Source organism: Microbacterium gorillae, from assembly GCF_000826185.2.
GTDB lineage: Bacteria > Actinomycetota > Actinomycetes > Actinomycetales > Microbacteriaceae > Microbacterium > Microbacterium gorillae.
In genome coordinates this window covers 433,822-446,699 of record NZ_LN648875.1, presented here as the reverse complement: position 1 = coordinate 446,699, position 12,878 = coordinate 433,822, and the positions used below count along the sequence as shown (strand labels likewise).

Genomic DNA, 12,878 nt, shown 5'->3' with positions numbered 1-12,878 from the left:
CTGCGCCCACGTTCGCTCTGTTCCACGCTCGCTCGGAGGTGTCCGAATGACCGAATCCACCCCCGTCCTGACCCACGACGCCGTGCACCCGCACGCGTTCACGCGCGGCGAGGTGGGCTGGCTGCCGTGGCTGGAGCCGGTGCCCCAGGACGAGCTCACGGAACGCCACTATGCCGGTCTGGTCGACCGCGGCCGCGCGTCCAGCGACTACTTCCGGCTGCTCGCGCGGGATCCGGAAGCGCTGCGGGCCCGCACCCTGGTGGACAAGGACATCTTCTACAACACCAGGGACGGCCTGCCGCGGGCGGAGCGGGAGCTCGCCGCGACGGCGGCGTCCCGGGTGAACGGGTGCGTCTTCTGCGCCTCCGTGCACGCGCGGTTCGCGGCGCACCACGGCAAGCGTCCGGAGGACGTCGACCGCCTCCTCGCGGAAGGCACCCGTGCGGAGCTCGGGGACCGCTGGAACGCGGTGGTCGAGGCCGCCGAGGCGCTCACCGTCACCCCGCTCGCGTTCGGTCCGGATCACGTCGAGCGTCTGCGCGCGGCGGGCCTGGACGACCATGAGATCGCGGACGTCATCCACGGTGCCGCGTTCTTCAACTGGGCGAACCGGCTGATGCTCTCCCTCGGGCGTCCGGTGGCACCCTCGGACGAGGTCTGATTCCCCACGGCCGGCCCACGCATTCTGTGGACCCGCGGGTGACGCGAGATTCTCGGCGCCGGGTTCACACGTCCTGTGGACCCGTCGCAGGCTTCGCCGCAGCCGGGGACGGGTGCAGTTCGGCGTGCAGGCGCGCCATCCGGTCATCCAGTTCGGCGGCGGAGCCGGCGGCTTCGGTGAGTTCGGCGATCAGACCGTCCGGAACACGGCCGTCGTACTTGTAGTAGATCTTGTGCTCGAGGCTCGCCCAGAAGTCCATCGCGACGGTGCGGAACTGGACCTCGACCGGGACCGAGACCGGGCCCGTGGACAGGAACACCGGGACCTCGACGATGACGTGCAGGCTCTTGTAGCCGTTCGCCTTCGGTGCGGCGATGTAGTCCTTGACGAGTTTGACCTCCACGTCCGCCTGGGCGGTGAGCAGGTCGAACATCCGGTACGCATCGCGGGTGAAGGCGCAGACGACGCGCACACCGGCGATGTCGGTGATGTTCGCCCGGACCTCTTCCAGGTCCAGGCTCAGCCCGCGGCGGCGGACCTTGTCGCCCAGGCTCTCCAACGACTTCACCCGGCTGGAGACGTGCTCGATCGGGTTGTAGTCGTGCATCAGCTGGAACTCGTCGCGCAGGATCGTGAGCTTGGTCTCGATCTCGCGCAACCCGAATTCGTACTGGGTCATGAAGCGGCTGAACGTGTCCCGGAACTCGCGCAGCTGCTCCGGCGTGAGGAGGACGTCACCGTCGGGAGCGAGGAATCCCCGGTCGTTGGAGAACAGCGGAGACGGTGCCGCGTCGGCGGTCCGTCCGGTCGTGAACATCGGGTCGGCCGAGATCGAGGACATGACCGCAACGCTAGTCACCGGTCATACGAAACGGCTGTGTGGGACGCGGACGCCGAGCGTCGGGTCAGTGGCGGCGCGCTCGCGTGACGAGCGCCGCGACGGCACGCCAGCCGAGCAGGAACACACCGATCACGATCGTCGCGACGATGATGAACGCCGGCTGCGTGCCCTGGTCTGCCAGCACGCGCAGCGCCATCCCGGCCGCGACGGTGATGAGCCAGACCGGCACCCCGGTGCGCCCGATCGCCATCGGGCGGCGCCATGCGAGCGAGATGAGCCAGCCCAGGGCCAGGCCGACGAGGAACGGCCAGGCCGTCGTGAACAGTCCGGCGATCGGATCCTCGTGGTGGCTGGCACGTCCGATCGCCGCGAACACGATGATCAGCACCGCGTCCAGACCGAGGCTGAGCAGGGTGGAACGCAGGGGGGCGGAGGGAGGGGGTGCGGGGGTGCTCACGCTTCCATCGTCGCACCGCCGGGACCGGGCGGAGGACGTCACCAGGATTTTCCCGGCCCGTTCACGCGCGCTCGCGGCGACGTTCTCCGACACTGGGCGGCAGGAGGTGTGACGTGACGGATGACACGCGACGCCCCGTCGGCAGCGACGGCGGTTTTCATCGACAGCCCATTCGACGATTGACGACGGTGGGTGAGCTCTCCGCCGTCGCTCCCGGCCGCCGGGTCGCGCCCGTGCTCTCCGGTCCGCGATCGGACACGTTCGCCGCGTGGGAGGGGAGGCGTCTCGGTTACGTCCACTACACCGGCGGGGGCGTCGCCTTCACCCGCAACGGAGCGGAGGTGCGCGCCCGGCAGAGTGCGGATCTGCAGTTCGCGATGCTGCTCGCCGGTCGTGCTCGCGTCACCTACGACCATCGGGCCGCCGTCGTCGGGGCCGGCACCGTGATGCCGCTGATGGCGGATGATCCGCATGAGGCCATCCTCGAACCAGGCTCCGACCTCGCGGTGCTGTATGTTCCGGCGACCGTCCTGGAGGCGCGGGGGATCGAGCCGCGTCGCCTGGCGAGCACGACCTGGGGAATGGGCCCGGTGGAGCGCGTGCTCGTCGAACTCGGGGACACCATCGCCGGATTGGACGCCGCCGACGCGCTCGCGGTGGAGGCCGGGATGTTCGAGACCCTGCTCGCGCTGCTCAGCGCGCATGATGTCACCGAGCACGAGGACATCGCCGCGCAGGCGCGGGCACGCGTGCTCGCCCTGATCGAGGAGGGGTACACCGACCCGGGACTGGACGCCGCCGCGCTGGCGCGCCGGCTCGGGGTCAGTCGTCGTTACCTCTACGCCCTGTTCGAGGGGCGTGGCCTCTCCATCGCGGCACTGGTGCGCAACCGGCGTGTGGCGCACGCGCAGCTGCTGCTCAGCGATGATCCGCGGATACCGTTGCGCCGTGTCGCGCGGCTTTCCGGTCTCGGTTCCGAGGACCGTCTGCTGCGCACCTTCAAGACCGTGCTCGGAATGTCCCCGTCAGTGTTCCGGAACCAGGCCGCCGCGGAGACGCGAGCGCGGATGCAGAGTCGGGACTCCGCTGTGGGTTGACTCCGCCACATGCAGGGCCGGGACTCCCCGTCACGATTTCGGGTCGAGACGTCGCCGGATGTCGCGGCATTCGGCTCGGCGGCCCCCGGGTTGTATGCTCAGGGGGCCGCGGCTTCACCGATGACGCCTCTCGGTGCCGACCGCGCGGGGGAAGCACATCCCGTATCGTCGTCACCGCCGAGCGCTGGGGGAGCGACCCTTCGCCAGTGCGTCGAACGCCGCGCAGCCGCATGGCGATGCGGCGGTCCGACCGCCGCTGAGCCCCGCCGGCCACCGTCCTCACCGGTGGCCCCGCAAACTGATCGGATGTTTCATGACCGTACTGGATGACCGTCTCGTCTCCGTGTATGACGACGTCGTCGCTCGCAACCCCGGCGAAGTGGAGTTCCACCAGGCCGTCCGCGAGGTCTTCGAGTCTCTGGCTCCCGTCGTCGCCAAGCGCCCCGAGTACCTGGACTCCGCGATCATCCAGCGGCTGTGCGAGCCGGAGCGGCAGATCATCTTCCGCGTGCCGTGGACCGATGACGCCGGCCAGGTCCAGCTGAACCGCGGCTTCCGCGTCGAATTCAACTCCGCCCTGGGACCGTACAAGGGCGGCCTGCGCTTCCACCCGTCTGTCTACCTCGGGATCGTCAAGTTCCTCGGCTTCGAGCAGATCTTCAAGAACGCCCTCACCGGCCTGCCGATCGGCGGCGGCAAGGGCGGGTCGGACTTCGACCCCAAGGGTCGCAGCGACGCCGAGGTCATGCGCTTCTGCCAGTCCTTCATGACCGAGCTGTACCGCCACATCGGTGAGTACACCGACGTCCCCGCCGGCGACATCGGTGTGGGTGGCCGCGAGATCGGCTTCATGTTCGGCCAGTACAAGCGGATCACCAACCGCTATGAGTCCGGGGTCCTCACCGGCAAGGGCATCGGTTGGGGTGGTTCGCTGGTGCGCACCGAGGCGACCGGCTACGGCACCGTCTACTTCGTCGAGGAGATGCTGAAGGCGTCCGACGACTCGTTCGAGGGCAAGCGCGTCGTGGTGTCCGGTTCCGGCAACGTCGCGATCTACGCCGTGGAGAAGGTGCACCAGCTCGGCGGAAAGGTCGTCGCGATGAGCGACTCGGCCGGCTACATCGTCGACGAGAACGGCATCGACCTCGACCTCATCAAGGACATCAAGGAAGTGCGCCGTGCGCGCATCTCCGACTACGCCGCCGAGCGCGGTGTGGCCTACGTCGAGGGCGGCTCGATCTGGGACGTCGCGTGCGACATCGCCCTGCCCTGCGCCACGCAGAACGAGCTGGACGAGACGGCCGCGCGCACCCTGGTCAGCAACGGCTGCATCATCGTCGCCGAGGGCGCGAACATGCCCTCGACGCCCGAGGCGATCCGCGTCTTCACCGAGCACCCGGTGCTGCGGTTCGCGCCGGGCAAGGCGGTCAACGCCGGCGGCGTGGCCACCAGCGCACTGGAGATGCAGCAGAACGCCTCGCGCGACTCCTGGTCGTTCGAGTACACCGACCGGCGCCTCGCGGTCATCATGCGCGACATCCACGACAGCTGCCTCAAGACGGCCGACGAGTACGGCGCGCCGGGCAGCTACACCTCGGGGGCGAACATCGCCGGCTTCATCCGCGTCGCCAACGCGATGCAGGCCATGGGCGTCATCTGAGTCCACGCTCGGACGCCACGACGCCCGTCCTGCGCTTCGGCGCCGGACGGGCGTCGTCCGTTTCCGGTCTAGCGTGGTCGCATGACTGTCACCGCGCACGACGGAACCACGCTGCCCGGCATCGGGCTCGGCACGTATCGACTGAACGGAGCGGATGGCGTACGAGCCGTCCGTGACGCTCTGGCGAGTGGCTACACGCTGCTGGACTCGGCGTTCAACTACGAGAACGAGGGCACCGTCGGTCGGGCGGTTCGCGAGGCGGACGTCGACCGTGCCACGGTCCTGGTCACCAGCAAGCTGCCCGGTCGGCATCATGCGTACGACGCGGCGCTGCGCACGATCGAGGAGAGCGTCTACCGCACCGGGCTCGACGCCATCGATCTCTACCTCGTGCACTGGCCGAACCCGGTCACCGGACGGTACGTCGAGGCCTGGCGCGCGCTCGTCGCGGCGCGGGAGGCGGGGCTGGTGCGGCACATCGGCGTGTCGAACTTCCTGCCCGAGCACCTGGAGCGGATCGAGGCGGAGACCGGTGTCCGCCCCGTGCTGAACCAGATCGAGCTGCACCCGTACTTCCCGCAGGTCGATCAGGTGGCGTACCACCGCGAGAGGGGCATCATCACGGAGGCGTGGAGCCCGATCGCGCGCGGCAATGACGTCGTCGGGGAACCCGTCGTCGCGGAGATCGCCGCGGCCCACGGGATCAGCCCGATCCAGACCATCCTGGCGTGGCACGTCGCGCGTGGCGTGCTGCCGCTGCCGAAGTCCGCCGATCCGGGGCGCCAGCGCGAGAACCTCGCCGCCGCGGACGTCGTCCTCACCGCCGACGAGGTCGACCGCATCACCGCCCTCGGTCGTCCCGACGGCCGGATGAAGAACCAGGACCCCGCCGTCTACGAGGAGTTCTGAGTCCACCCGGTGGGGCGAAGGGGATTGCCGTCGGCGATCGGGCGGGGCAGGATGTGGGCATGCTGGAGGCGCACCGGACCGAGGACGCGGAGCACGACTACGAGCTCGCCTACCCGATCTATCGGGTGAACTTCTACGCCTTCGCGGCGCCGGACGGCCCGTGGCAGCGGGAGGGCTGGTACCTCAGCGGCGTGGACTCGGTGCTGGAGGCCCTGGCGTGGGTGCACGCGCGCGCCCGGGGTCGGCGGTTCGAGCTGTTCGCCGAGGCGCACAGCGTGTCGCCGTCCGAGCGGCGCACGGCGCCGCTGGTCCGACTGGCGGGGTCGAACCCGAACGAGCAGACCCCGGTCACGGGCGCGGTTCGTGTCGTGCACAAGCGGTGATCGTCGGCCATCCCGCCCGGATCCATCTGTCTTCCTTGCCCTTGTCATAGTGATTGCATAGCCGCAGGCGGTTCGCTGGCTTCGACCGACGCCCGAGGAGACGCGATGACCGCTGACGAGAGCCCCACGACCGAGACCGACCCGCGCTGGATCAATCCTGATGGCACGGTCATGGACGAAGACCACCGGGGTCTCGTCTACGACATCCGCACGCTGATCGATCGCCGGCGGGTGCTCGGGATCTTCGGCACGGTCGGGCTCGGTGCCCTGCTGGCCGCGTGCGCCCCGACCGCGACCGTGACGGCCGCAGCCACCGCCACGTCGACCCCCACGCCCACACCGACCCCCACGCCGACGCCCACGCCCACACCGACGCCGACGAACGAACCGATCGACGAGGTGCCGAGCGAAACCGAGGGTCCGTATCCGGGCGACGGCTCCAACGGGGTCGACGTGCTGACGGAGTCCGGCATCGTCCGCAGCGACATCCGCTCCAGCTTCGGCTCGTCCACGACCACGGCGGAGGGCGTGCCCCTGACATTCTCGATCACGGTCCGCGACGCGGCGACGGGTGCGGCGATGGCCGGTGNCGCGGCGCCCCCACCCGCCCGTGACGGCCGCAGCCACCGCCACGTCGACCCCCACGCCCACGCCGACCCCCACGCCGACGCCCACGCCCACACCGACGCCGACGAACGAACCGATCGACGAGGTGCCGAGCGAAACCGAGGGTCCGTATCCGGGCGACGGCTCCAACGGGGTCGACGTGCTGACGGAGTCCGGCATCGTCCGCAGCGACATCCGCTCCAGCTTCGGCTCGTCCACGACCACGGCGGAGGGCGTGCCCCTGACATTCTCGATCACGGTCCGCGACGCGGCGACGGGTGCGGCGATGGCCGGTGCCGGCGTCTACGTCTGGCATTGCAATCGGGATGGCGAGTACTCGCTGTACAGCCAGGGCATCCAGAACGAGAACTACCTGCGCGGCGTGCAGGCGACGGGCTCGGACGGCACGGTGACGTTCACCTCCATCTTCCCGGCCTGCTACTCCGGCCGTTGGCCGCACATCCACTTCGAGGTCTACCAGGACACGAACTCCGCGGTCTCCAACGGGCCGATCGTCAAGACGTCCCAGATCGCGCTGCCGGAAGCCGCGTGCACCGCCGTCTACGCCACGACCGGGTACGAGCAGTCCGTGCGCAATCTGTCCCAGATCTCGCTCGCGACGGACAACGTCTTCAGCGACGACCAGGCCGTGCATCAGCTCGCGACGATGTCGGGTGATGCCGGCTCGGGTTACACCGCCTCGCTCACGATCGGGGTGTGATCCGAGTCAGCGGGACGGCGGGGCGGGGATCCGCGTCGTCCCGCCGAGCGACCTCACATGAGAGCACCCTCATGTGAGGTCGCTCTCATCGACGGACCCTTCACCGGTGTTCGATCGATAGAAATGTGCTGAGCGGTTCTCCGCTTCCGCGACCTTCCTCCGGTCGCGAATCCCCACGAAAGGCCCAGCACATGATGTCCGCTTCCCGCGGGCGGTTCGCCGCCCTGGTCGCCGCCACCGCTCTGACCGCCCTGTGCACCTTCGGAGCCGGCACGGCAGCCAACGCCGCGCCCGCAGCCGCACCGGCGACGACTCCGACCGCCACCTCCGTCGAAGGCGAGCTGAACAGCTACGTCGTCAATGCGAACAAGGCCAACCCCGGCCAGGTTCGCAAGGTGGAGAACGCGGTCGTCGCCGCGGGCGGCGTCGTCGTCCAGACCTGGCCGGAGATCGGCGTGATCGTCGCCCACTCCACGTCCGCGACATTCCGTCAGGACGTGGTGAAAGCCGGCAAGAACTCCATCGAGTCCGTCGGAGCAACCCGCACCACGCCGGTGACGGAGGGAACACCCGCGGGCGTGCAGGCGCCGTGGGGCCCGGGGGCCTCGTCCTGGAAGGGACAGGTCAAGCCGAGCAACGGTGACATCGACGCGCCGACCACGCCGGCGACCACGACCGACCCGCGTGAGAAGGACCAGTGGGACATGACGATGATCGGCGCCGACAAGGCGCACGCGGTCACCGATGGTTCCCGCAACCTCCTCGTCGGCGTCCTGGACAGTGGCATCGACCCGGACCACCCGGATCTGCAGGCGAACATCTCGATCGCGGACTCGGTCAACTGCGGTGACGCCGGACGCCCGGACTCCTCGGCGACGGGCTGGTACCCCACCACGAGCGATCACGGCACCCACGTCGCCGGCACGATCGCCGCGGCGCGCAACGGCGTCGGCATCACCGGTGTCGCGCCGAACGTGCGCCTGGCATCGGTGAAGGTCGTCAACGACGGCGGGTTCATCTACCCGGAGTACGCGGTGTGCGGCTTCATGTGGGCAGCCGAGCGCGGCATGGACATCACGAACAACAGCTATTACGTCGACCCGTGGATGTTCCTCTGCGACGATGACGCCGACCAGGCCGCCTCCTACGAAGCCGTGCGACGCGCGGTGGCGTGGTCGCAGTCACGCGGTGTGCTCAACGTCGCCGCCCTCGGCAACGCGGGCCTGGACGTCTCCCAGGTCAACACGGATGACTCCAGCCCGAACGACACCGACCCGATCGCTCGGACGGTCGACCCGAAGACGTGCCACAAGGCTCCCGCGGATGTGGACGGTGTGGTCACGGTCACCTCGGTGACGAGCACGAAGGCACTGTCGTACTTCTCCAACCGCGGTCTCGGTGAGGCGGACGTCGCCGCACCGGGCTCGTCCATCCTCTCCACGATCGTGAACAACAACGGCTGGGGCACGAAGTCCGGAACGTCGATGGCGTCGCCGCACGTCACCGGTGTGCTGGCGCTGATGAAGTCGGTGCACCCGGACTGGTCGAACGCCAAGCTCACGCAGAAGCTGTTCGATGACGCGACGGCCACCCCGTGCTCCGCCCCGCAGGCGAACTACGGCCCGGCCTGCGTCGGGGACACCGAGTACAACAGCTACTACGGGCACGGCATCGTGAACGCCCTGGCGGCGGTGCAGTAACCCGCAAAGCGACGACGCCCTCGGTCCGCTCGGACCGAGGGCGTCGTCTTTCTCGCGTCAGAGGATGACGGTGGAGCGGCCGTCCACGATCACACGGTCCTCGGTGTGCCAGCGCACGGCGCGGGCGAGGACCAAGCGCTCGACGTCCTGACCGCGGCGCTGCAGTTCGGCGGCGGACTCGGCGTGCGTCACGCGGGTGACGTCCTGCTCGATGATCGGTCCCTCATCGAGGTCCGCGGTGGCGTAGTGGGCCGTCGCGCCGATGAGCTTCACGCCGCGCGCCTTGGCCTTGGCGTAGGGGTTCGCGCCGATGAAGGCCGGCAGGAACGAGTGGTGGATGTTGATCACGGGCACGCCGAGCCGCGCGAGGAAACCGTCGGTGAGGATCTGCATGTAGCGCGCGAGCACCACGAAGTCGACCTCTCCGGCGAGCAGCTCGATCTGCTTGTCCTCCATCTCGGCCTTGCTCTCGGGGGTGTCGCCGCGCGGGATGTAGACGAAGGGCACGCCGAAGCCGCGCACGGCGGCTTCCAGGTCGGGGTGGTTGGACACGACGCAGGTGATCTCCATGTCGAGGTCACCGCGCTGCTGGCGCCAGAGCAGGTCGAGCATGCAGTGGTCGTACTTGGACACGAAGATCGCGACGCGCTTGCGGACCGCCCCGTCGTGCAGCGACCAGGTCATCCCGAAGCGCTCCGCCAGCTCGCGCACGCCCGCCTCGAAGGTCTCTCGCCTCTCGGTGAAGTCATCCAGGTGCAGCACCAGGCGCTGGAAGAACAACCCACCCTCGGAGTCGGTGGAGTGCTGGTCCAGCGAGATGATGTTCGCGCCGTGCTCGGCCAGCAGCGCCGCGACGGCCGCCACGATGCCGGGCTGATCGTCACACGTGATGAGCAATCGCGCGGTGTCCTGCTGAGTCATCGTTCTCCTTCGTCCCGCTCGATTCTCGCGCACCCGGTGTCGCGGCACGAATCGACGCCGGTAACGTGAACATCGTGTCCGATCTGCCGTCTCTGCTGACCGACGCCCGCTCCCGCCTGCGGGACGTCGCGCGCGAGACGCTGGGCGAGTGGCGCACGCCCCGGCGCGTGCTCGGCTTCTCGGCCGCACCGCGGATCGTCTCGGTGGGGACCGCCTGGCACGTCGGTGCGCTGCTGATCGGCGATGACCAGGTCTTCTCCGTCGGGGAGATCACCCGTGCGGCGGAGGCGGTGCGCCGCGGGTACACCGCCGAGTCCGCCCGTGAGCGCGCCGACGTGCGGGCCGCCGCCGTCCGAGGCCGGATCGAGCCCGGCACCGTGGTGCATCTGGGGTGGCAGGTTCTCGACCTGTCCGCGCTCGCCGCGGGAGGCTCCTCCGGTCCGCTGTCCCTCAGCGACGGCGTGCCGATGATCCAGTGGAGCAGGACGGGGTCGCCGACGGCCCTCGAGCCCTACCTGGAGGAGCGCATCGCCCTGCTGCACGGCGCGGACTGAGCCGGCGCAGCGGGCTCACCGGGGCCGAACGATCTGAGTCTTCGCGCTCCGAGCGTCCTGCTAGGACCGGGACGAGTTGGCGGTGCGCCCGCGGACGATGCCGATGAACGCGTCCACGTCCGGGGTCTGGCGGTCGGCGTGCCAGGCGAGGGCCACCGGGGCCGGGTCGGCGTCGACCAGGGGCCGGTACTCGACGTCCTTGCGGTGGTGCAGTCGAGCCAGGGACATCGGCACGATCACGACGCCGACGCCGGATGCGACCGTCGCGATCGCGTCCTCGGTCGTCGCGGGTGGCGCGAATCGGGGGGCATCGGTACCGGGGATCTCGCCCAGGGCGAGCACATCGTCGGCGGGCACGATCACGACCTCACCGATCAGGTCGGCACGTGTCAGTTCGTCGGCCGCGGTGAGGGCGGAGTCGGCGGAGACGACGACCACCGGGACCTCGTCATAGAGGGCGATCACGCCGAGGTCAGTGCGATCCAGCGGCAGACGGACGATCGCGGCGTCCACGTCATCGGCGAGGATGGCCACACGCGCGTCAGCCGCATCCAACGGCACCAGGACCAGCGCGACGCGGGGGAATCGTTCGCGCCAGGTGGAGATCCACTTGCCCGGGGTCGCACCCGGTACGGCCCCCAGCCGGAACGTGCGCGGCGGCTCGGGAGCGGGGCGGGCGGCCCTGGGCGGCGTTCCGCGGCGCCGGCGGCTCGGGAGCGGGGCGGGCGGGCTTGGTCGGCTTCCGCGGCGCCGGGTGCTTCGTCGCGTTCGTGCGTCCCCCCGAACGCGACGACGCGACGCGTCCCGATCGGGAGGCGCCGCGTCCGTTGTTCCTGCTCACCGGACCAGGCTACGCGAGGTCAGGCCGCGAGCCAGAGTCCGCGCTTGTCGGTGGCGATGGTCAGCCCCGGTGCGATCACCTCGTCATCGCCGATCAGGGCGTCGCCGGCGACGTGCGCGCCGCTGCCGACGCGCGTGCGGACACCGATGTGCGCGTTCGCGCCGATGACGGCGTTCGCCTCGATGTGCGCGTCGGCGTCGATGCGGGCTCCGGGCCCGACGAGGGCGTCCCGCTCGATCCAGGCGCCGCGGGCGATGCGCGCCCCGGCGGCGATGCGCGCGTGGGGTTCCACGTACGCACCGGCTTCAATGAGGGCACCGGCATCGACCCGGGCACCGTGCGCGACCAGGCCGCGTCCGTTCACGTGCTTGCGGTAGCGGAGGGTCTCCCCGCCGTTGTCTTCGATGTCGACGTAGTTCTTTCCCACAGAATCCTCCTGCGATCTGAAGATTTTCGATCGTGTCAACTGGAACGCGTGGGGGCGCGTCGGTATTTCCGACAATGGTCTCTGCACCTGACCAAGTACTGAGAGCAGGTGTTGTGCACACGGAGGATCGGCGTCGCTCGAAGCGATCCGCCAGAACCGCGACGGTCCGTGCCGGAAACCGCCATCGCGTTCATTCGAAGCGATCGAGCGGGCTCGGATCATCCAAACCGCCATCGCGTTCATCCGAAGCGATCGAGCGGGCCCGGATCATTCGGACCGGCCCGGGCTCATCCGCTCAGCGCTGGCAGTTCGGGCACCACCAGACCTGACGGAGCTTCGTGGGATCCGCACCGAGATGGTCCAGCCGGATCAGGGTGCCGCAGCGGCGGCACGCCTTCCCGTCACGCCCGTGCACCCAATCGGTCCTGCCCGGGCGTGCGTCGCCGGTGAAGACCCGGGGTCCCGGGCGCTGCACGTTCATCCGGATCATCCGGACCCCGACCTCGATCAGCGCGGCGACGTCGACCTCGGGAGCGGGCGTGCGCGGGGCGACACCCCGGACGAAGAGCATCTCGCACGCGTACTCGTTGCCGAAGCCCGCGATGTTGCGCTGGTCCAGCAGCGCGACGTGGATGTCGCGGGTATCGGCGCCGAGCCGTCGTGCCGCCTCCACCGGGTCCCAGTCGTCCGCGAGCGGGTCCGGGCCGAGATGCCCGACCAGGCTATCCTCATCTCGGGTGCGGACGACGGCGATGTCGGCCAGGTCGAAGCCCACGGTCTGCTTCTGAAGTGTGCCGACGACCGCGCGGGCTTGGAATGCCGGGCGTCGCCAGCGCGCACCGCGATCGTAGATGTGCCAGTACCCCTCCATCTTCAGATGGCTGTGCAGCGTGTGCTCGCCGATGCGGTGCAGGAAGTGCTTGCCGCGCGGCACCACCTCGTGCACGACCTCACCGCGCAGGTCCACGGTCGCCGCCTGCGGGACGCGCAGGTCGAACTCGGTGAGCTCGCGCCCGGCGAGGACGAGGTTGAGCGCGTGCGCCGCGCGATACACCGTGTCTCCCTCAGGCACGGGATGCTCCTCTCCGTCCGCTCGCGGC

At 69.7% G+C, this 12,878-nt stretch carries 15 protein-coding genes; 8 read left to right on the top strand and 7 right to left on the bottom strand.

Going from position 1 to position 12,878, the window contains the following annotated elements; translation table 11 throughout:
* Nucleotides 1-46 precede the first annotated feature (46 nt).
* A complete protein-coding gene (locus BN1193_RS11635; protein WP_052460692.1) occupies nt 47-661 on the top strand; it encodes an alkylhydroperoxidase domain protein in 615 nt (204 codons plus the stop codon).
* Between the two features lie 64 nt (nt 662-725).
* Here the strand turns inward: BN1193_RS11635 and BN1193_RS11630 are convergent, their stop codons facing one another.
* Nucleotides 726-1,502, bottom strand: coding sequence for a GTP pyrophosphokinase (locus tag BN1193_RS11630; RefSeq protein ID WP_407662112.1), 777 nt, complete (start codon nt 1,500-1,502; stop codon nt 726-728).
* 64 nt (nt 1,503-1,566) lie between these two features.
* On the bottom strand, nt 1,567-1,959 hold the full coding sequence (locus tag BN1193_RS11625) for a DUF3054 domain-containing protein (RefSeq protein ID WP_195907856.1): 393 nt from the start codon (nt 1,957-1,959) through the stop codon (nt 1,567-1,569).
* A 188-nt stretch (nt 1,960-2,147) separates the two neighbouring features.
* On the opposite strand from BN1193_RS11625, the gene BN1193_RS11620 reads away from it, so the two are divergent.
* The 4 genes from BN1193_RS11620 (at nt 2,148) to BN1193_RS11605 (ending at nt 6,008) form a co-directional block, all read left to right on the top strand.
* Nucleotides 2,148-3,056 carry an AraC family transcriptional regulator gene (locus tag BN1193_RS11620; RefSeq protein WP_040166541.1) on the top strand — a complete coding sequence of 303 codons (909 nt, stop codon included), beginning with the start codon at nt 2,148-2,150 and terminating at the stop codon, nt 3,054-3,056.
* A gap of 313 nt (nt 3,057-3,369) precedes the next feature.
* Nucleotides 3,370-4,716: an NADP-specific glutamate dehydrogenase gene (gene gdhA, locus BN1193_RS11615; protein ID WP_040166539.1), complete on the top strand. Its 1,347-nt coding sequence runs from the start codon at nt 3,370-3,372 to the stop codon at nt 4,714-4,716.
* 81 nt (nt 4,717-4,797) lie between these two features.
* Nucleotides 4,798-5,625: an aldo/keto reductase gene (locus BN1193_RS11610; RefSeq protein ID WP_040166537.1), complete on the top strand. Its 828-nt coding sequence runs from the start codon at nt 4,798-4,800 to the stop codon at nt 5,623-5,625.
* 59 nt (nt 5,626-5,684) lie between these two features.
* Nucleotides 5,685-6,008 carry a hypothetical protein gene (locus BN1193_RS11605; protein ID WP_052460691.1) on the top strand — a complete coding sequence of 108 codons (324 nt, stop codon included), beginning with the start codon at nt 5,685-5,687 and terminating at the stop codon, nt 6,006-6,008.
* 197 nt (nt 6,009-6,205) lie between these two features.
* Here BN1193_RS11605 and BN1193_RS18055 read toward each other — a convergent pair whose 3' ends face one another.
* Nucleotides 6,206-6,559, bottom strand: coding sequence for a hypothetical protein (locus BN1193_RS18055; protein WP_154670789.1), 354 nt, complete (start codon nt 6,557-6,559; stop codon nt 6,206-6,208).
* Nucleotides 6,560-6,618: 59 nt separating this feature from the next.
* Here BN1193_RS18055 and BN1193_RS11595 point away from each other — a divergent pair, with 59 nt between their 5' ends.
* Nucleotides 6,619-7,335, top strand: a complete 717-nt coding sequence (locus BN1193_RS11595) for a dioxygenase family protein (protein ID WP_326845051.1) — start codon at nt 6,619-6,621, stop codon at nt 7,333-7,335.
* 191 nt (nt 7,336-7,526) lie between these two features.
* Entirely contained in the window at nt 7,527-9,035 is a 1,509-nt protein-coding gene (locus BN1193_RS11590; protein WP_326845050.1) for a S8 family peptidase, read from the top strand.
* A gap of 57 nt (nt 9,036-9,092) precedes the next feature.
* Here BN1193_RS11590 and purU read toward each other — a convergent pair whose 3' ends face one another.
* Entirely contained in the window at nt 9,093-9,956 is an 864-nt protein-coding gene (purU, locus tag BN1193_RS11585) for a formyltetrahydrofolate deformylase (RefSeq protein ID WP_040166533.1), read from the bottom strand.
* A gap of 74 nt (nt 9,957-10,030) precedes the next feature.
* On the opposite strand from purU, the gene BN1193_RS11580 reads away from it, so the two are divergent.
* On the top strand, nt 10,031-10,510 hold the full coding sequence (locus tag BN1193_RS11580; RefSeq protein ID WP_052460732.1) for a hypothetical protein: 480 nt from the start codon (nt 10,031-10,033) through the stop codon (nt 10,508-10,510).
* 60 nt (nt 10,511-10,570) lie between these two features.
* Here BN1193_RS11580 and BN1193_RS11575 read toward each other — a convergent pair whose 3' ends face one another.
* The 3 genes from BN1193_RS11575 to BN1193_RS11565 form a co-directional block, all read right to left on the bottom strand.
* The gene (locus tag BN1193_RS11575) at nt 10,571-11,116 is read right to left on the bottom strand and encodes a LysR family substrate-binding domain-containing protein (RefSeq protein ID WP_230206555.1); all 546 of its coding nucleotides are present in this window, start codon (nt 11,114-11,116) and stop codon (nt 10,571-10,573) included.
* A 254-nt stretch (nt 11,117-11,370) separates the two neighbouring features.
* The gene (locus tag BN1193_RS11570; protein ID WP_040166527.1) at nt 11,371-11,778 is read right to left on the bottom strand and encodes a transferase; all 408 of its coding nucleotides are present in this window, start codon (nt 11,776-11,778) and stop codon (nt 11,371-11,373) included.
* Nucleotides 11,779-12,073: 295 nt separating this feature from the next.
* Nucleotides 12,074-12,850 carry a DNA-formamidopyrimidine glycosylase family protein gene (locus BN1193_RS11565; RefSeq protein WP_040166526.1) on the bottom strand — a complete coding sequence of 259 codons (777 nt, stop codon included), beginning with the start codon at nt 12,848-12,850 and terminating at the stop codon, nt 12,074-12,076.
* Between the last annotated feature and the right edge of the window lie 28 nt (nt 12,851-12,878).